Source organism: Variovorax sp. V15 (assembly GCF_041154425.1).
GTDB classification, from domain to species: Bacteria; Pseudomonadota; Gammaproteobacteria; order Burkholderiales; family Burkholderiaceae_C; genus Variovorax; species Variovorax guangxiensis.
The window spans coordinates 3,757,881-3,774,738 of record NZ_AP028659.1; the positions used below are offsets into that span (position 1 = coordinate 3,757,881).

General features: G+C 67.9%; 17 protein-coding genes. 7 read left to right on the forward strand and 10 right to left on the reverse strand.

Going from position 1 to position 16,858, the window contains the following annotated elements; genetic code table 11:
* Window positions 1-24: 24 nt before the first annotated feature.
* From ACAM57_RS17765 to ACAM57_RS17800, 8 genes are all read right to left on the reverse strand, one after another.
* Window positions 25-612 carry a hypothetical protein gene (locus ACAM57_RS17765; RefSeq protein WP_184638407.1) on the reverse strand — a complete coding sequence of 196 codons (588 nt, stop codon included), beginning with the start codon at window positions 610-612 and terminating at the stop codon, window positions 25-27.
* A 249-nt stretch (window positions 613-861) separates the two neighbouring features.
* Complete coding sequence (locus ACAM57_RS17770) at window positions 862-1,092, reverse strand: hypothetical protein (RefSeq protein WP_019653008.1); 231 nt, start codon at window positions 1,090-1,092, stop codon at window positions 862-864.
* Window positions 1,079-1,450 (reverse strand): hypothetical protein, encoded by a 372-nt coding sequence (locus ACAM57_RS17775; RefSeq protein ID WP_126019109.1) that lies wholly within the window; start codon window positions 1,448-1,450, stop codon window positions 1,079-1,081. The genes ACAM57_RS17770 and ACAM57_RS17775 overlap by 14 nt, the downstream gene beginning before the upstream one ends.
* Before the next feature lie 17 nt (window positions 1,451-1,467).
* Complete coding sequence (locus ACAM57_RS17780; protein ID WP_369658341.1) at window positions 1,468-2,400, reverse strand: hypothetical protein; 933 nt, start codon at window positions 2,398-2,400, stop codon at window positions 1,468-1,470.
* On the reverse strand, window positions 2,384-4,300 hold the full coding sequence (locus ACAM57_RS17785) for an iron-containing redox enzyme family protein (protein WP_369658342.1): 1,917 nt from the start codon (window positions 4,298-4,300) through the stop codon (window positions 2,384-2,386). The genes ACAM57_RS17780 and ACAM57_RS17785 overlap by 17 nt, the downstream gene beginning before the upstream one ends.
* Window positions 4,301-4,303: 3 nt before the next feature.
* Window positions 4,304-5,242, reverse strand: coding sequence for a fatty acid desaturase (locus tag ACAM57_RS17790; protein ID WP_369658343.1), 939 nt, complete (start codon window positions 5,240-5,242; stop codon window positions 4,304-4,306).
* Entirely contained in the window at window positions 5,223-5,996 is a 774-nt protein-coding gene (locus ACAM57_RS17795) for a sterol desaturase family protein (RefSeq protein WP_369658344.1), read from the reverse strand. Before ACAM57_RS17795 ends, ACAM57_RS17790 begins: the two co-directional genes overlap by 20 nt.
* A gap of 9 nt (window positions 5,997-6,005) precedes the next feature.
* Window positions 6,006-7,583: a phospholipase D family protein gene (locus tag ACAM57_RS17800; RefSeq protein WP_126019097.1), complete on the reverse strand. Its 1,578-nt coding sequence runs from the start codon at window positions 7,581-7,583 to the stop codon at window positions 6,006-6,008.
* Between the two features lie 154 nt (window positions 7,584-7,737).
* Here ACAM57_RS17800 and ACAM57_RS17805 point away from each other — a divergent pair, with 154 nt between their 5' ends.
* The gene (locus tag ACAM57_RS17805) at window positions 7,738-8,292 is read left to right on the forward strand and encodes a peroxiredoxin (RefSeq protein ID WP_184638421.1); all 555 of its coding nucleotides are present in this window, start codon (window positions 7,738-7,740) and stop codon (window positions 8,290-8,292) included.
* 63 nt (window positions 8,293-8,355) lie between these two features.
* The gene (locus ACAM57_RS17810; RefSeq protein ID WP_369658345.1) at window positions 8,356-9,789 is read left to right on the forward strand and encodes an aldehyde dehydrogenase family protein; all 1,434 of its coding nucleotides are present in this window, start codon (window positions 8,356-8,358) and stop codon (window positions 9,787-9,789) included.
* A 34-nt stretch (window positions 9,790-9,823) separates the two neighbouring features.
* On the opposite strand, the gene ACAM57_RS17815 is transcribed toward ACAM57_RS17810, so the two are convergent.
* Both ACAM57_RS17815 and ACAM57_RS17820 read right to left on the reverse strand, forming a co-directional pair.
* Window positions 9,824-10,687, reverse strand: coding sequence for a ZIP family metal transporter (locus ACAM57_RS17815; protein ID WP_184638790.1), 864 nt, complete (start codon window positions 10,685-10,687; stop codon window positions 9,824-9,826).
* 70 nt (window positions 10,688-10,757) lie between these two features.
* Complete coding sequence (locus ACAM57_RS17820) at window positions 10,758-11,393, reverse strand: superoxide dismutase (protein ID WP_369658346.1); 636 nt, start codon at window positions 11,391-11,393, stop codon at window positions 10,758-10,760.
* Between the two features lie 195 nt (window positions 11,394-11,588).
* Between ACAM57_RS17820 and ACAM57_RS17825 the strand changes: the two genes are divergently transcribed.
* The 5 genes from ACAM57_RS17825 (at window position 11,589) to glp (ending at window position 16,849) form a co-directional block, all read left to right on the forward strand.
* Window positions 11,589-12,287: a hypothetical protein gene (locus ACAM57_RS17825; RefSeq protein ID WP_369658347.1), complete on the forward strand. Its 699-nt coding sequence runs from the start codon at window positions 11,589-11,591 to the stop codon at window positions 12,285-12,287.
* Window positions 12,288-12,375: 88 nt separating this feature from the next.
* Window positions 12,376-13,659 (forward strand): serine hydrolase domain-containing protein, encoded by a 1,284-nt coding sequence (locus ACAM57_RS17830; RefSeq protein WP_369658348.1) that lies wholly within the window; start codon window positions 12,376-12,378, stop codon window positions 13,657-13,659.
* Between the two features lie 58 nt (window positions 13,660-13,717).
* The gene (gene moaA / locus ACAM57_RS17835) at window positions 13,718-14,875 is read left to right on the forward strand and encodes a GTP 3',8-cyclase MoaA (RefSeq protein WP_369658349.1); all 1,158 of its coding nucleotides are present in this window, start codon (window positions 13,718-13,720) and stop codon (window positions 14,873-14,875) included.
* 14 nt (window positions 14,876-14,889) lie between these two features.
* Window positions 14,890-15,531 carry a molybdenum cofactor guanylyltransferase MobA gene (gene mobA / locus ACAM57_RS17840; RefSeq protein ID WP_369658350.1) on the forward strand — a complete coding sequence of 214 codons (642 nt, stop codon included), beginning with the start codon at window positions 14,890-14,892 and terminating at the stop codon, window positions 15,529-15,531.
* 1 nt (window position 15,532) lies between these two features.
* A complete protein-coding gene (gene glp / locus ACAM57_RS17845; protein ID WP_184638434.1) occupies window positions 15,533-16,849 on the forward strand; it encodes a gephyrin-like molybdotransferase Glp in 1,317 nt (438 codons plus the stop codon).
* Window positions 16,850-16,858 lie beyond the last annotated feature (9 nt).

Sequence of the window (16,858 nt, forward strand, 5' to 3'; positions counted from 1 at the left end):
CGGCGCCGGACCGCGCCCAATCGCTCAGAAGAAGGTGGCGCGGGTCGTCGTGTTGCCACCGGCCTGCTGGTGCTCGGGGCGCATCTGCAGGTCGTGCAGGGTGTCGAAGTCGGACGGGGCATCCGGCACGCGCATCACCACTTCCAGCTCGTGCATCGACGCGACCCAGCGGCCGGCCGGGGAGTCGGCCGGCTCGTCGTTGGCGAACACGCCGTCGCGGATGTAGAGGGTCTCGCCTTCCGGGCGCTCGGCGTGCAGTTCGACCAGGCGGGCGATCGAGAAGTTGTACGTCACGAGCTTCTCGCGCGTCTTGCGGTCCTTGCCGCCGCAGTTGAACGAGCCTTCGGCGGCGATGACGATGCAGGAGCCGTCCACGCCGCCGTCCATCTCGATCTCGTTGCCCGAGCGCCAGATGGCGTTGGGCAGGCGCACGCGCACCTTGTCTATGACCAGGTCGCGCTGCTTGTTGAGGCTGCCCAGGGGAGGCACCAGCGAGCGCAGCTGGCGCAGGCGCTCGGCGAAGGTGTCGTCCATCAGGAATTCGACGTGGTGCGTGGCGCTGCCGGAGGAGCGCTTGACCACCTGCATGATCACGTGACGCGACTTAGCCATGGCGGAACCCTTCTGGAAAGGTCGAATTCCATGTCCCGCATTGGGTGTGGACAGCGTGGCAGCAATTCATTGGAAATCAGCTACTAGTAGAACCTTTGATTACATGCAATTACATGCATCATTTGTGTCCAACTGTATAGCGATTACCGGGAATGTGGAAGGCCAATCCGTGACTTATGCACGAGGAAATGTCTCCAAAATGCCTCTCCGATGTGGTAGCAGCCAGCCCGCCCCAGAGGCAGGACGCCCTTACTCCAGGGCTTCGTCGAGCGCTTTGCAGGAAGGCGCGCAGACGGTCTGCGACTTGCCCAGCACCTGACGGGTGCGCAGTTGCGAGCGCACGCGGTGCTTGCCGCACATGAAGCACGACATGGTCGCCCCGCTGAAGGAGGCCGAGGCGCGAAATGGCGACCCCGGCGCCTTCGACTTGTAGCGCAGGCCATCCGCCACCACTGCCGTCTTCACTTCACCCTTCGCCATGCATTTGATCCTTGCTGTTCGGTTCTGCACGGCGCATCGCGCGTGCAATGGCTTCCCGGGCGCTGATTTCGGCCGCCAGGGAAGCGTCCAACGCCGAGCGGCAAAGCCCGGCGTGCTGGTAGTTGAGGTTCTCGTACACCTCTGCCGCGGCCGGATACGCATCGAGCAGGCGACCGAGTTCGGCGCCCTGCCCTATGTCCTCGAACTCATGCACGAGGTGTTCGACCACGGAGCGGTACTGCTCTGCACCCACGGGTACAGGGCTGTGCTCGAGCTTTTCCAGCAGTTGCGCCAAAACATGGGTCACCGCCAGATCGGCCTTGGAAGACGGATTATCGGTCGTGTTCATGATCGGCATCTGGGGGCAGCATACGCCTATGCAAGTGGCTGCTCGTACAGGGTTGTCTCCGGCTGGCCGGCAGTTTCGTCCTTTGCGGCCTTCTGCTGAGCCACCTGCATCCGCTGAAGCAGGCTGTGGAGCATTTCGGTGGACAGCCCGTGGATCACCAGCCGGTGCCCCGCCCGCAGGGTCGACAGCGGCACCAGCGGGTGCTTGTTGTTGACCAGGATCAGGTGCTCCGGAGCGTTCAGGATGGTCGCCGCGTAGATGCCGATGGTCTCGTCCAGTTGCAGGGAATTGGCCGCGCGCCAGAAATCGTTGTCCGTGAGCATCAGCTGGTACAGCGGCGTGAAAAGCTCGATGGCGCTTTGCAGGTCCAGAAAGTTGAGTCTGCCCTGCGGCATGTCCTCCAGCCGCAGCCCCGGCTCCCTGATCATCGAGAAATCGACCTTTTCCGCCTTGCACAGCGCCAGCCCCCTCTCGCGCAGCGCTGTGTTCAGCCTGATCACGAAGTTGAAGAGGTTCAGGTCGTGCTTCAGGAACATCTCGTCCTTCAGCGCGTCGATGTCGGCCGGCTCCAGCGGATTGGTGGCCACGGGCGCCGGCGAATTGCGCCCGATGAAGGCCAGGATCTGCGAGCCCAGGTGGAAGTGCCGCAGGATCAGCCAGTTGGCTTCCGGCGACACGAAGCGCTTCAGCCCCCAGGCCAGCAGCCGGTGCAGCAGGATCGAATGCGACCAGTTGCGCGGCACGAACACCTTCGCGATCTGGATCAGGATGATCGTCAGCCGCGCGATCGGCCGCAGGAACGGCAGCAGGTACTGCCGCGAGCCCGAGCTCGAATCGGCCAGCCAGGCCGACTTGACGTCGTCCGGCAGCGGCGTGCTCTGGTCGAGGTACAGCGCCAGCCAGGGGCTGGGGTCGCGCTCGTCGTGGGCTTGCTTCAGGAATTCAGGCGTTCGATCCATGGGGCATCCGCTGCGTGATGTGTTGGAACTGCATCAGGTACAGCGCGGCCGTGTGGCGCGCCGTCTCGACGATCTGGCTGGCGGCGCGCGACTGCCCTTCCACCGCCATCACCATCTCCACCGCCGTGAGCCAGCGGCTGAGGTGGTTCTCGTCGTTGTGGCCGTGGTACTCCAGGAAGCGGAAGGCATCCGGCGGCAGCTTCAGGCTCGCCTTGAGCAGCGGCAGCAGCGCCGGCACGATGCGCTGGCCCGTGCCCTCGATGATGTAGATCGCGCCCAGCAGCCCGATCGGGTCGCGCGTGGCGGCCAGGCCGTGCAGGTAGGCGTTGAGCGCCTCGCCGCCGGGGTTGCGGCGCAGCTCCTCGATGTTCTCGACCGTACCGCCGGCCTTTCGGTAGTCGCTGAAGAGGATGTTGAAGTCGTTCTGCTCCTCGCCCGCATGCACGCCGATCAGCGAGGCCAGCACCTGGTACGGCTCGCTCAGAGAGGCTGCGCCTTCGCGCATCCACTTGCTGCCCTCGCGCACCTGCGGGACCCACTGCTCCATCCAGTTCAGGTAGTCGGGCACGGCAAAGCGGCGCTCGCGGATCTGGCGGATGAGCGGCGTGCGCCACACGCGCGAACGGTAGTCGTGCCAGATGGCCGCCAGCTCTGTCAGCAGCGCGCCCAGCCCTTCGGGCGCGGCGGCGGGATCGTGCGGGGGCGCGATCGCGAGTTCGTCGTCCGGCACGGCCGCGGCGCGTGGCGCCACCGCGACGGGCGCCGCATCGACGGCCTCTACTTCCCACAGCATGTACGCCGCCATGAAGCGCCCGGACTCCGGCACGTAGCAGAAGATCTGCTCGCCCGGTTTCAGCGCCTTGGTGTGCAGGAATTCGGCCAGCATCACGAGGATCGACGCCGCCCCCGTGTTGCCGCGCCACGCGAGGTTGCTCCACCAGCGTTCGCGCGGGATCGACAGGTCGGCCTTGGCCATCAGGTCCTCGACCACCGGGATGAACTTCTCCGACGAGTAGTGGCACAGGAAGTGGTCGACCCGCTTCGGATCGACCCAGCCATCGCGTACCAGCCCCGCGTACTCGTGGATGCCGATATCGAACAGGTGCGGCAGCAGCCGGATGTCCTGCCTCAGCGACAGCGCCCCCGCCGCCTCGGCCTCGGCCCAGGAGCCGAAATCCAGATGGCCGCGCGCCCGATCCTCGGTCAGCCCAAGCTGCATGCAGACCGGGTAGTCGCCCGAAAAGGCGCGCTGGTGCACCCACTTCAGCTTAAGCCGCAGGCCCGGCGAGCCGGCCAGGGCCGATGCGCTGTCGGACAGGAGCAGGGCTCCTGCTCCATCGGACAGCATCCAGCGCAGGAAGTGCGAGTCGAAGTCGGTCTCGTAGCCGCGCGCCGCGAAGCGCGAACGCTTGAAAAGGCGCGACGGCATCTCGCTGGCCACCGCCATCGCCGAGCGGTGCGCGCCCAGTTCGATGCCCTGCGCGGCCGTCTGGATCGCCGACACGCCAGCGGCGCAGATGCCGTGCACCGAATGCGTCTCCATCGGTTGCGCCGCGAGTTCGCCCTGGATCATGTTGGCGAAGCCCGGCATCATCGTGTCGCCGCCCGAGGAGCCGCTGGCCAGCAGCGACACCCGCGAGAGCTCGGCGCCGCCGCGCTGCAGGCAGTCGCGGATCGCGCCGGCCGCCATCTGCGCGTTGGTATGCCGGGTCATGCCCTCGGCGTCGATGGCGTAGTGCCGCGTGAGGATGCCGTTCTCCGCCAGGATGCGCCGCTTGATGCGCTCCGACATGCGGTTGAGCGGCGCGATGTACGCGTCCATGTGGTCGTTGGAAACGGGCTCGCCCGGCATGAAATAGCCGGCGCTTTCGAGGTACACGCGTTGGAATGAGACAGGCATGGTTCAGAGAGTTGATGGATCGCGGGGCATCAGCGGGCGGCTGCGAAAACGCGGCCACACGGCCCCCAGCACGAAAACGCGCACCATGTACGGCACCAGCCCGCCCTCGTTGAGCACAGGGTCCACCTGCGCGCGGTAGCGCGTGCGATGCAGGCGGGTGAGCTCGGACCAGTGGGCATGCGGGTTCTCGTGGTGTGCGGTGTGCAGGCCGATGTTGAACAGCAACGGGTTCACCAGCCCTTCGAAATTGCGTGCGTAGTTCAGGCGGCTACCCGCGGTATCGCGCGGTGCACCCGGCGGAGCCTTTCGGCCGTCGGCGTGCGCATGCTGCAGGTAATTGGTCGCCAGCAGCCAATGCAGGCCGTGCAGCTGCGGCACGATGACGAAGAGGAGCGCCTTGCGCCAGTCGATCGCCAGCAGCACCGCCCAGCTCGCCAGCCACACCGCGTACTGCGCCATGCAGTAGCGCCAGGCGCCACGCCGGTGGCGCCGCAGCCGGGCCAGCCATGCGAAGAAAAGCGGCATCAGCACCCAGACGGCCTGGAACGGGTGCAGCAGGTAGCCCCACAGGTGATTCGTGTCGCCGCCGAAGCGGTAGGTGCGCGCCACGTCCTTCGGGCCATGGCGATGGCGGTGGTGGTTGGCCACATGCGCGGGCCAGAACACGAAGGTCGGATGGCCCTGCAGCAGCGTGATCCAGAAATCCGTCAGCCGGTTCATGCGCCGGCTGCGCCACATGCGCAGGTGCACGTGGTTGTGGTGGATCACGCCCACACCCAGCGTCAGGAAGAGCATCAGCCCGTACAGCACCACGTCGAAGCCACGGACCCACTGCCACGCCGCCAGCGCGGGCAAGGCGGCGAGATAGGCGAGGCTCTGCCAGTCGCGCCAGTGACGCAAGCTCGGCACGCGGCGGCTCACCTCAGGCCGTGGTCGCGCCATGCTTCTTGCGGAAAGCCTGCAGAACCGGTTCGGCCGCGTCGGCCGCCACGCGCGTGCCGAACAGCCGGTCCATGAAGGTGAATTGGAAGCCGTAGTTGCCGTTGTGCACCGCGTGGTGCAGATGGTGCCGGCGGCTCGCCGCGAACCAGTGGCTGTACGACACGCCCGTGAAGAAGTCGTAGTTCGAATGCCCGACGCAGTTGAAGAACAGGCTGAACACCGGCACCGCCGCCAGCGACCAGAAGCTGAAGTCGTGCACCACCATCGGCAGCAGGATCACGTTGCCCAGCATCAGCGCCTCGACGGGATGGAAGCTGTAGGTCGACCAGGGCGTGGTCACGAAGGAGCGGTGGTGCGGCCCGTGGAAACGCCGCAGCCAGCGCGTGTGCAGCAGCCTGTGGTTGATCCAGAAGTGCACGTCGTTCCAGATCGCGAGCACGACGATTTCCACCGCGATCTGCCGCCACCCCGCATCGGGATCGAGCCTCGCCCAGCCCAGCTGCAGCAGCCCCCACGGAAACACCATGCCCAGCCCGAAGATCAGCACCGACACGCCCGACTGCGTCAGCTCGCGCCGCAGCTGTCCCGGCTGCAGCGGCCGCGGATCGAGCACCCGCCCGATGCCCAGCGCCGGCAGCACGCGCTTCGTCAGCAGCCAGGTGGCGGCGCCGAAGCAGAGATAGATGCCGCCGAAGAAAAGCAGGCCCCACAGCATGACCTGCGGGGCGGACAACGAGGTGAAGGTCTGCGCCATCCCCCGAGGCTACAACAGCATTTCGGGAACGATCGGCGCGATGAGCATGTTGTAGAAGCGCTTGAAGAAGCCGGACTCCGGCTCCGTGGTCAGGATCATTTCCTTCTCGCCGTCATTGGTGAGCCACTCCAGCGTGCCGGTGTCCTTGGCCAGCCGCAGCCGGTAGGAGTTCTGCAGCTTGCTGATGTTGATCACGCGCAGCATCTCGCGCGCCAGTTGCGGGCTGTCGACCACCACGCCCATCTCGGTGTTCTGGCTGGCCGAGCGCGGGTCGAGATTCATCGAGCCGATGAAGATGCGCCTCTTGTCTATGGCGGCGGTCTTCGCATGCAGCCGCCCGAGCGACTTGCCGAACATGCCGAAGCGCTCGCCCGCGGTGGTGCGCTGCGGGCTCAGTTCGTACAGGTCAGCGCCGCTTTTCAACAGCTTCTCGCGGTAGCGCGCGTAGCCGGTGTGCACCAGCGGCTCGTCGTTGGCGGCCAGCGAGTTGGTCAGCAGCGTGAGCTTGACCTTGCGCCGGGCCAGATCCTGGAATGCCTCCATGCCGCGCTCGCCCGGCACGAGGTAGGGCGAGGTCAGGTCGACCTCCGTCCTGGCATCCATCAACAGGCCCCAGACCTGCATCGTGACGCTGGTGGAGATGGCCTCCTCGGCGGTCATCGTCTTCGGCTTGGTGGGCGGATCGGCGACCGCGCGGGCCTCGCCCCACAGCAGCCCCATGCGCCCGGCGTCGAGCTCCTCGGAAATAGGGCCGTAGCCGAGGATGTCAGACGGCGGCAGCACCACCTTCGGCGGCGGCGCGGCCATGCCCACCCAGCTGTCGAAATCGGCGCCGGTGGGCTTGCGGCCGCCCTCGCCCGTCACGATGTCGGCGATGGGCCAGACCTGCTCGCTGTTCCAGTAGGCGTCGAAGATCGACTCGAGCTGCGGCACCACCTTGCCGACCACCAGCGCGTCCATGTCGATGAAGTTCTGCGCCTCGTTCAGCACGAAATACTCCTCGGAGATATTGCGCCCGCCCACCACCGCCATCACGCCGTCGGCGATGAAGAGCTTGTTGTGCATGCGGTGGTTGAGCCGCGAAATCTCCCACGGCGAGGCCGCGAAGCGCGACAGGAAGCCGTTGCGCCCGCAGCAGAACGGGTTGAACAGGCGCACGTCCACGTTGGGCGTCTCCGACAGCGCCAGCAGCAGCTGCTGGCTCTTCACGGTGTACAGGTCGTCCACCAGCACCCGCACCTTCACGCCGCGCATCGCCGCCTCGCGCAGCGTGCGCAGCAGCAGGCGGCCGACCGGGTCGTTCTCGAGCTGGTAGTACTGCACCACCAGCGAGCGCTGCGCCCGCTGGGCGAGCTGGATGCGCGCGTCGAGCGAATACACGCCCAGCGGCATCAGCCGGAAGCCGGAATGCTCGTCGGGGGGCGTGGAAGCAGCAGCAATCCTGGCGAGCGTGGTCGAGGGATCGGCGGACGCGGCGAATTCGGCGGGCCGTTCGCGCGCGGGCGGCAGCGAGCCGCAGGCGCCCAGCGCCGCAATCAGGACACCCGCGAGCGCCATGCGCAGAAATGATGGGAGCCAGGCGTTCATGATCGTCTTTCCATGAGTTCGTGTTCTTGTGGTTTTCTGTCCTTGTGTTCCTGCAGTACGCCGGCCGGTCCGCACCGGTTTCAAGGCGCTTTTCGCCTCCTTTTCGGGAAGGCTCCGGCCTAGAATTCGATCCACACCGCTGCGGAGTTACATCATGGCCCGTTCGCTCACCCACCGCATCGCCTGCCTCGCCTTTTTTGCGGCTCTTACGAATACCACCTGGGCCGCCCTCGACATCGGCGACCCGGTGCCCAAGTTCACCGCCAACGCCGCCCTCGGCGGCAAGACCTTCCGCTACTCGCTGGCCGAAGCGCTGGCCAAGGGCCCGGTGGTGGTGTATTTCTTCCCTGCGGCCGACTCCAGCGACTGCTCCATCGAAGCCCACGCCTTCGCCGAGGCCATCGACCAGTTCACCGCGCTGGGCGCCAGCGTCATCGGCGTTTCGGCCGACGACATAGGTACCCTGTCGAAGTTTTCGGTCAAGTCATGCCAGAGCCGCTTCCCGGTCGCCTCCGACGAAGGAAAGACCGTGATCCAGGGCTTCGACGCCCTGATGCAGACCCGCCCCGACTTCGCCAACCGCCTGTCGTACGTGATCGCGCCGAACGGCAAGGTCGCCTATTACTACCAGAACCTGAATCCGGACAAGCATGTGGAGCGGATGCTGAATGCGGTGAAGGCGCTGCCTAAGACGAGCGCGGCCAAGTAGCGCCCGGGGTCTGAGCCCCGCCGGGCCACGGGGTTTGGAGTGCTTCGCGCAAAATCCAGCCCCATGCAGCTCAACTACATCGCCAACGCGGACGTCCCGTCCTCCTCCGGCCGCACCCTGCCGGTCATCGACCCCTCCGACGGCCAGCCCTTCGACGAAATCCAGCGCAGCAATGCCGCCGACATCGACTCCGCCGTGCGCGCCGCGCGCGACTGCTTCGATGGCGTTTGGCACAAGGTCAGCGCCGCCGACCGCGGCCGCCTGCTCTTCAAGCTCTCGCAGAAGATCGCCGAGCACGTCGACGAGCTCGCGCTGATCGAGCAGCGCGACTGCGGCAAGCCCGTCAAGCAGGCACGCGCCGACGCGGTGGCGCTGGTGCGCTACTTCGAGTTCTATGCCGGCGCCTGCGACAAGCTGCACGGCGAGACCATCCCCTACCAGGACGGCTACAGCGTCTTCACCTGGCGCGAGCCGCACGGCGTAACGGGCCACATCATTCCCTGGAACTACCCGATGCAGATCTTCGGGCGCAGCGTGGGCGGCGCACTGGCGGCCGGCAACGTGTGCGTGGTGAAGCCGGCGGAAGACGCATGCCTCTCGCTGATCCGCGTGGCGCAGCTGGCGGCCGAGGTCGGCTTTCCGGCCGGCGCGCTCAACATCGTGACGGGCTACGGCCACGAGGTGGGCGACGCGCTCGCGCGGCACGCGGGCATCGACCACATCAGCTTCACCGGCAGCCCGAAGATCGGCACGCTGATCCAGCAGGTGGCGGCCGAGCGGCATTGCCCGGTCACGCTGGAGCTGGGCGGCAAGAGCCCGCAGATCATCTTCGCGGACGCCGACCTGGACGCGGCCATTCCGGTGGTCATCAACGCCATCGTGCAGAACGCCGGCCAGACCTGCTCGGCGGGCTCGCGGGTGCTGATCCAGCGCGACATCTACGAGCCGCTACTGGAGCGCCTGGGCCACGCCTTCGAGGCGCTGCGCGTCGGCCCGGCGGCCATGGACCTCGACGTGGGCCCGCTGATCCGCCAGACGCAGCAGCAGCGCGTGTGGGACTTCCTGAGCGACGCGCAGCACGCCGGCATCCCGATGGTGGCGCAGGGCATCGTGGTCGAGGAAGCGCCCGAAACCGGCTTCTACCAGGCCCCCACGCTTTTGCGCGATGTGCCGGTAAACCACCGTCTCGCACAGGAAGAAGTGTTCGGCCCGGTGCTGGCCGCGATGCAGTTCGCCGACGAGGACGAGGCTGTCGCACTGGCCAACGCAACGCACTTCGGCCTGGTCGCCGGCGTATGGACGGCCGACGGCGCGCGCCAGTTCCGCATGGCCAAGCGCGTGAAGAGCGGCCAGGTGTTCATCAACAACTACGGCGCCGGCGGCGGCGTCGAACTGCCCTTCGGCGGCGTGAAGTCGTCGGGCTATGGCCGCGAGAAGGGCTTCGAGGCGCTGTACGGATTCACCACTCTGAAGACCGTCGCCGTCAAGCACGGCTGAGGGCCTTGGTTGGCGCGCCGCGCGGGCGGGTGCGTCAGCCTAGCGCTGTATCGAGCAGCATCATGAGCACGAAGCCGATCATCAGCCCGCTGGTGGCGAAGGCTTCGTGCCCCTTGCGGTGCGACTCGGGAATGATCTCGTGGCTGATCACGAAGAGCATCGCGCCCGCCGCGAAGCCCAGCCCCCAGGGCAGAAGCATCGCCGAGTGGCCGACCACGGCCGCGCCCAGCACGGCACCCAGCGGCTCGACCATCCCGGAGAGCATGCCGATCAGCACGGCGAACCCACGGCTGTAGCCCGCGGCCAGCAACGCCACCGCGACGACCAGCCCCTCGGGCACGTCCTGGATCGCGATACCGGTGGCCAGCGCATCGGCGCGCAGCCCGTTGTTGGCGGCATATCCCACGCCGATGGCCAGGCCCTCGGGCACGTTGTGCAGCGCGATCGCGAAGACGAAGAGCCAGGTGCGGCGCAATTGCTTGGCGGCATTGCCTTCGCGGCCCTTGATGAAATGCTCGTGCGGCAGCACGCGGTCCATCAGCATCAGCGCGATGCCGCCCAGCAGGATGGCGCAGCCGATCGCCCCGCCCGCCGCCCAGCTTCCGCCGCCGAAGGTGCCCGCGTTCTTCGCGGCCTCCAGGCCCGGGATGATCAGCGAGAAGGCGCTGGCCGCCAGCATCACGCCGGCGCCGAAACCGAAGAGGGTGTCCTGCAGCCGCTCGGGCAGCTTCTGCGAGAACAGCACCGGCAGCGTGCCGAGCGCGGTCGCCAGCGCCGCGACCGAGCCGCCGAGCAAGGCGTTCCACACCAGCGGGTCGGATCGCACGAACTGCCAGAACTGCAAGGCGCCGATCAGCACGCCGGCCGCGACGATGGCGAAGCCGATCCGTTCGCGCATCGGTCTGGCGGGCCTCGACTGCCTGCCTTGCGCGATGGCGCCCTGTCGCGGCTCGTTCATGGGTTGCTCCTCAACCGCCGGTGGCGGCAGCGTGGCGCCGGGCCACCTCGGCCCAGTTCACGACGTTGTAGAAGGCCGCGATGTACTCGGGGCGGCGGTTCTGGTACTTGAGGTAGTAGGCGTGCTCCCACACGTCGAGCCCGAGGATCGGTGTGTTGCCCGAACCGATGCCGCGCATCAGCGGGCTGTCCTGGTTGCCGCTGCTTTCCACCGCGAGCTTGCCGCCGACACCGACGCAGAGCCATGCCCAGCCGCTGCCGAAGCGCGTGAGGGCGGCCTTGGTGAATGCGTCCTTGAAGGCATCGAAGCCGCCCAGGTCGGCGTCGATGGCCTTGGCAAGCGCTCCGGTGGGTACCCCGCCGCCGCCCTGGCCGACGGGCGCCATCACGGTCCAGAACAGGGTGTGGTTGGCGTGCCCGCCGCCGTTGTTGCGCACCGGCGCGCGCAGCGCTTCGGGCAGTTGCTCGACACCGGCGATGAGCTCTTCGACCGGCGTTCCCTCGTGCGGCGTGTCTTTCAACGCCGCGTTGAGGTTGTTCACATAGGACTGGTGGTGCTTGCCGTGGTGGATTTCCATCGTCAGCGCGTCGATGTGGGGTTCGAGCGCGTCGAAGGCATAGGACAAGGCTGGCAGGGTGTACGGCACGGTCGGGAAGCTCCTTGGTTGAAAGAGCCCTTTGCGTTGTCGACATGTGCGTACTCAGGCTCCCAAATGATAGGAATTCTCATTGTCCATGTCAAGACATAGAGACATCGAATGACGCAAACTCGCCAATCCCGGAAGCTTTCGGCAACGATCGATACACTGCCCTACGGCATGTTTTCCGGGAGATCTCCAACGATGAAGCTCGCACGATCCATCTTTCTTCCCCTCGCATTGCTCCTTGGCTGCGGCCTCGCCGCCGCGCAGAACGGCGCCACGCCGCCCGCCGGCGACTACATCTACGAGGGCGGCAGCGGCTCGCTGCGCATCAAGCCCAACGGCCACTTCGACATAACCACCATCGGCGCCAACGCCCACACCTGCGCGCTCGACGGCACCATCGCGCGCGGCAAGGCCAAGCTCGACGACACGGGGTGCGTGGTGAACTTCGCGGCCAATGCCGACAAGCTGCAGGTCACGACCAATGGCTCGGACGAGTGCCGCGGCTACTGCGGCATGCGCGCCGTCTTCGAAGGCACCTACATCCGCCCTGCCCCCTCCTGCACCGACAAGGCCGTGAGCAGCACGCGCAGAACCTTCAAGCGGCAGTACGACGCCAAGGACTACGCCGCCGCGCAGACCACCCTCGCGCCCGTTCTCTCGGACTGCGACAGGACACTCGACTGGATCACCAAGGCCTGGCTGCGCAACGACCTCGCGCTCACGCAGTACAAGCTCGACGACCGCGCCGCCTGCCTCAAGACGCTGCAGCCGCTGGCCGAGGACGCCGCCCGCACCGACGACGGCATCAAGGAAAACTACCCACCGGCCGACGCCGACATCTACCTGCCCGTGGTCCGCGCCACGCGCACGAACCTGAAGCTCTGCCGCGGATAGCGCCGGGCTGGTCAGGCACGGGCGGCTCCGGGACCGCCGCGCACGGTTTTCGTTTTTTCATCCACCACAACAAGACGGAGACGACACCATGAAATTCCTGAAGCGCAAGCTGCGCGCCGCAGTGCTCGGCCTGGGCCTGGCCCTTCCCCTGCTTGCGGCGGCGCAGCAACTGCCCACGGCCACGCCCGAGCAGGTCGGCCTCTCGACCGAGCGCCTGCAGATGCTCGGCAACGTCCTCAAGGCCGACGTGGCGGCCGGCAAGATCCCGGGCGCTGTGCTGCTGGTGGCCCGCCAGGGCAAGGTGGCGTGGTTCGAGCCGGTCGGCAAGCTCGACAGCGCCGCCGGCACGCCGATGCCGCGCGACGGCATCTTCCGCATCTATTCGATGAGCAAGCCCATCACCACGGTGGCCGCGATGATGCTGGTGGAGGACGGCCGCCTGAAGCTCGACGACCCGATCTCAACCTACCTGCCCGAATTCGCGAACATGACGGTGGGTGTCGAGAAGCCCGGCGCCGACGGCAAGCCGGTGCTCGAGACCGTGCCCGCGCGCCGCCCCATCACCGTGCACGACCTGATGCGCCACACCTCAGGCCTGACCTACGGTTTCTTCGGCCCTGGCCTCGTGAAGCAGGCCTACAACGCCGCCAACCTGGGCGCCGGCGACCCCACGCTGGCCGAGTTCTCCCAGCGCCTGGCGAAGCTGCCGCTGGCCTACCAGCCCGGCACGACCTGGGACTACAGCCAGTCGACCGACATCCTCGGCCGGGTGATCGAGGTGGTCTCGGGCCAGTCGCTCTACCAGTTCGAGAAGGCCCGGCTATTCGATCCGCTGGGCATGAAGGACACCACCTATTACGTGCCCGAGCCGGCCCGCCAGTCACGCATCGCCGAGCCGCTGCCCAACGACCGCAGCTTCGGCGTCGGCGCCGACTTCAACGACCCGCGCATCGTGCGCAAGTACGAATCGGGCGGCGGCGGGCTGGTGTCGACCGCGAACGACTACGCCCGCTTTCTGCAGATGCTGATCAACGGCGGCTCGCTCGACGGCAGGCGCTATCTCGGCCCGCGCACCATCGCCCTGATGACCGCCGACCACTCCAACGCGGGCGCCGGCATCGTGCCCGGCCCGCTCTACCTGCCGGGCCCGGGTTACGGCTTCGGCCTGGGCTTCGCGGTGCGCCGCAACGACGGCGAGGCGCCCTACCCCTCGGCGGGCGGTGAATACAACTGGGGCGGCGCGGGCGGCACCTACATGTGGGTCGACCCGAAGAACGAGATGTTCGTGGTGCTGATGCTGCAGTCGCCGAAATTCAGGACACATTACAGAACATTGACCCGGGACATGATTTATGCGGCCGTGATCAAGTAGCCTGTGTTCCGCAGGCCCTTGGGGCCTGGCGCAAAATCGGGCCCCACCTCACGAAGCCATGAAGAACAGCAGCAGCACCGTCATTCCGATCTCCAGCATCGGCCGAGCACGCCCCGCGGTGGCCGTGCCGGAGGTCGCCGTGCCCGCCACCGGCATGCTGCTCGACCGGCTGGGCCGGCCCCTGACCGACCTGCGCATCAGCGTGACCGACCGCTGCAACTTCCGCTGCAGCTACTGCATGCCCAAGGACGTGTTCGACAAGGACTACAAGTACCTGCCGCACAGCGCCCTGCTGAGCTTCGAGGAAATCACCCGGCTGGCCCGCCTCTTTGCCGCGCACGGCACGCGCAAGATCCGGCTGACTGGCGGCGAGCCGCTGCTGCGAAAGAACATCGAGGGCCTGGTGGAGCAGCTCGCCGAGATCCGCACGTCCGCGGGCGAGCCGCTGGCGCTGACGCTCACCACCAACGGCTCTCTGCTCGCGCGCAAGGCCGCCGGCCTGCGCGCCGCCGGCCTGCAGCGCGTGACCGTGAGCCTGGACAGCCTCGACGACGCGGTGTTCCGCCAGATGAACGATGTCGACTTCCCGGTGGCCGACGTGCTCGCGGGCATCGACGCGGCGCTGGCCGCGGGCCTGGGCCCCGTCAAGGTCAACATGGTGGTCAAGCGCGGCACCAACGAGCAGGAGATCCTGCCGATGGCGCGCTACTTCCGTACCCATCACGCCGGCAAGGTGGTGCTGCGCTTCATCGAATACATGGACGTTGGCGCCACCAATGGCTGGCGCATGGACGAGGTACTGCCGTCGGCCGACGTCGTCACGCGCATCCATTCCGAATTCCCGCTTGTGCCGCTGGGCGCCACCACGCCCGGCGAGACCGCCAAGCGCTGGGCCTATGCCGACGGCGGCGGCGAGATCGGCGTCATCAGCAGCGTCACGCAGGCCTTCTGTCACGACTGCAGCCGCGCGCGTCTCTCCACCGAAGGCAAGCTGTACCTGTGCCTCTTCGCGAGCGCCGGCCACGACCTGCGCCCGCTGCTGCGCGGCAACGCCAGCGACGAAGACATCGCTTCGGCCATCGGCCACATCTGGCAGGGCCGAGCCGACCGCTACTCCGAGCTGCGCGCCCTGCGCGGCCCCGATGGCGACAGCGGCAACGGCGACGCCGGCTCCAAGGGCCCGCGCCGCGTCGAGATGAGCTACATCGGCGGATGAGGCAGGCGCCCGCCATGCCCGCGCACGCCAGCATCGCGTCCGCCGACATCACGGGTCTGCTGCTGGCCGGCGGCCGCGGCTCGCGCATGGGCGGTGTCGACAAGGGCCTGCAGCCTTTCAACGGCGAGCCGCTGGCGCTGCATGCGATGCGCCGGCTGGCGCCGCAGGTCGGCACGCTCATGGTCAATGCCAACCGCAATCTCGCCGAGTACGAAGCCTTCGGCGCGCCGGTGTGGCCCGACAGCCTCGCGGACTACCCTGGCCCGCTGGCGGGCTTCCTGGCCGGGCTGGAGCACTGCGCCACGCCCTGGCTGCTGACGGTGCCCTGCGACACGCCCCTCTTCCCGCCGGACCTCGCCGCCCGCCTCGCCGAAGCGGCGGCGGCCAGCCAGGCCGACATCGCCATGGTGGTAGCGCCCGAGCCCGCCGATGGCGGCGGCACGGTGGAACTGCGCCCCCAGCCCGTCTTCTGCCTGCTGCGCGCCAATCTGCGCGACAGCCTGCTTCGCTACACCGCCGCCGGCGGCCGCAAGGTCCACGCCTGGATCGCGCAGCACCGCGCCGTGCAAGTGCCCTTCGACCGCCCCGGCGACGCGCCCGACGCGTTCTTCAACGCCAACACCCTGGCCGAACTGCACGCCCTCGAAAACCGATGAGATGAGCCGCATCGCAGAACTCGCTTCCGCCCTCGCGGGCCATGACGACGCCGACCTGAGCGTCGAGGCCGTCCACGCCTTTCTTTCCCAGCTGACGGCCACGGCCGTCGTCACCGGGCGCGAGAGCGTCTCGCTCTCTGAAGCGCTCGGCCGCGTGCTGGCCGAGGACATCGTCTCGCCGGTCAGCGTGCCCCCGCACGACAACTCCGCCATGGACGGCTACGCCTTCGACGGCGCCGTGCTGCCCGACAAGGCGCCCAGCGACGCATCCATCACGCTGCGCGTGGTGGGCACGGCGCTCGCCGGAGCCGCATGGCGCGGCGCGCTGGGGCCCGGCGATGCGGTGCGCATCATGACCGGCGCGATGATGCCGGCGGGCCTCGACACCGTCATTCCGCAGGAGTTCTGCAAGGTCGATGGCGACCGCGTCTGCTTCCCTGCCCGGGTGCTGCGCCGCGGCGACAACCGCCGGTTCGCCGGAGAAGACCTCATGAAGGGCCAGCCCGCGCTGCGCAAGGGCGAGCGCCTTTCGCCCGCCGCGCTGGGCATGGTCGCGAGCCTGGGCCTGCCGGGCGTACCCGCGCTGCGGCGGCTGCGGGTGGCCTGCTTCTCGACCGGCGACGAAATCCTGAGCCTGGGCGACGCGCCGCGCGAGGGCGCCGTGTACGACAGCAACCGCTACACCGTGATCGGCCTGCTCACGCGGCTGGGCTGCGAGGTGCTCGACCTCGGCCTCGTGCGCGACGACCCGGCCACGCTCGCCGCCACGCTGCGGCGCGCAGCGCGCGAGGCCGACGCCATCGTCACCAGCGGCGGCGTGAGCGCGGGCGCGGCCGACCACACGCGCGCCGTGATGCAGCAGCTGGGCGACATGGCCTTCTGGCGCGTGGCGATGCGGCCGGGCCGGCCGCTGGCGGTGGGGCTCATTCCCGCGGAGGAAAGTGCATCGAAGCCGCCGGCCGTGCTGTTCGGCCTGCCGGGCAATCCGGTGGCAGTGATGGTGACCTTCCTGGCCTTCGTGCGGCCTGCGCTGCTGCGCATGATGGGCTGCCACGAAGCGGCAGCCGCGCCGCCGCCGCTGCTGCGCGCGCGCAGCACGGGCCCGATCCGAAAGAAGCCGGGCCGCACCGAATATCAACGCGGTTTCGTGAAGGCCGTGCCGGGCGCGCTGCCGGAGGTGTGCGTGGCGGCCAACCAGGGTTCGGGCGTGCTGAGTTCGATGCTGGAGGCCAACGGGCTCGTGGTGCTGCGCCACGACCAAGGCAGCGTAGCGCCCGGCGAGGAAGTCGACGTGATGATGTTCGACGGCGTGATCTAGCCGCCGGAG

Excerpts from the sequence above, each read along its gene's own strand:
- ACAM57_RS17800 (WP_126019097.1), bottom strand. The coding sequence starts at position 7,583 with ATGAACGCCTGGCTCCCATCATTTCTGCGCATGGCGCTCGCGGGTGTC.
- ACAM57_RS17805 (WP_184638421.1), top strand. The coding sequence starts at position 7,738 with ATGGCCCGTTCGCTCACCCACCGCATCGCCTGCCTCGCCTTTTTTGCG.
- ACAM57_RS17775 (WP_126019109.1), bottom strand. The coding sequence starts at position 1,450 with ATGCCGATCATGAACACGACCGATAATCCGTCTTCCAAGGCCGATCTG.
- ACAM57_RS17765 (WP_184638407.1), bottom strand. The coding sequence starts at position 612 with ATGGCTAAGTCGCGTCACGTGATCATGCAGGTGGTCAAGCGCTCCTCC.
- ACAM57_RS17810 (WP_369658345.1), top strand. The coding sequence starts at position 8,356 with ATGCAGCTCAACTACATCGCCAACGCGGACGTCCCGTCCTCCTCCGGC.
- ACAM57_RS17770 (WP_019653008.1), bottom strand. The coding sequence starts at position 1,092 with ATGGCGAAGGGTGAAGTGAAGACGGCAGTGGTGGCGGATGGCCTGCGC.
- moaA (WP_369658349.1), top strand. The coding sequence starts at position 13,718 with ATGAAGAACAGCAGCAGCACCGTCATTCCGATCTCCAGCATCGGCCGA.
- ACAM57_RS17815 (WP_184638790.1), bottom strand. The coding sequence starts at position 10,687 with ATGCGCGAACGGATCGGCTTCGCCATCGTCGCGGCCGGCGTGCTGATC.
- glp (WP_184638434.1), top strand. The coding sequence starts at position 15,533 with ATGAGCCGCATCGCAGAACTCGCTTCCGCCCTCGCGGGCCATGACGAC.
- mobA (WP_369658350.1), top strand. The coding sequence starts at position 14,890 with ATGCCCGCGCACGCCAGCATCGCGTCCGCCGACATCACGGGTCTGCTG.
- ACAM57_RS17825 (WP_369658347.1), top strand. The coding sequence starts at position 11,589 with ATGAAGCTCGCACGATCCATCTTTCTTCCCCTCGCATTGCTCCTTGGC.
- ACAM57_RS17790 (WP_369658343.1), bottom strand. The coding sequence starts at position 5,242 with ATGGCGCGACCACGGCCTGAGGTGAGCCGCCGCGTGCCGAGCTTGCGT.
- ACAM57_RS17795 (WP_369658344.1), bottom strand. The coding sequence starts at position 5,996 with ATGGCGCAGACCTTCACCTCGTTGTCCGCCCCGCAGGTCATGCTGTGG.
- ACAM57_RS17780 (WP_369658341.1), bottom strand. The coding sequence starts at position 2,400 with ATGGATCGAACGCCTGAATTCCTGAAGCAAGCCCACGACGAGCGCGAC.
- ACAM57_RS17785 (WP_369658342.1), bottom strand. The coding sequence starts at position 4,300 with ATGCCTGTCTCATTCCAACGCGTGTACCTCGAAAGCGCCGGCTATTTC.
- ACAM57_RS17830 (WP_369658348.1), top strand. The coding sequence starts at position 12,376 with ATGAAATTCCTGAAGCGCAAGCTGCGCGCCGCAGTGCTCGGCCTGGGC.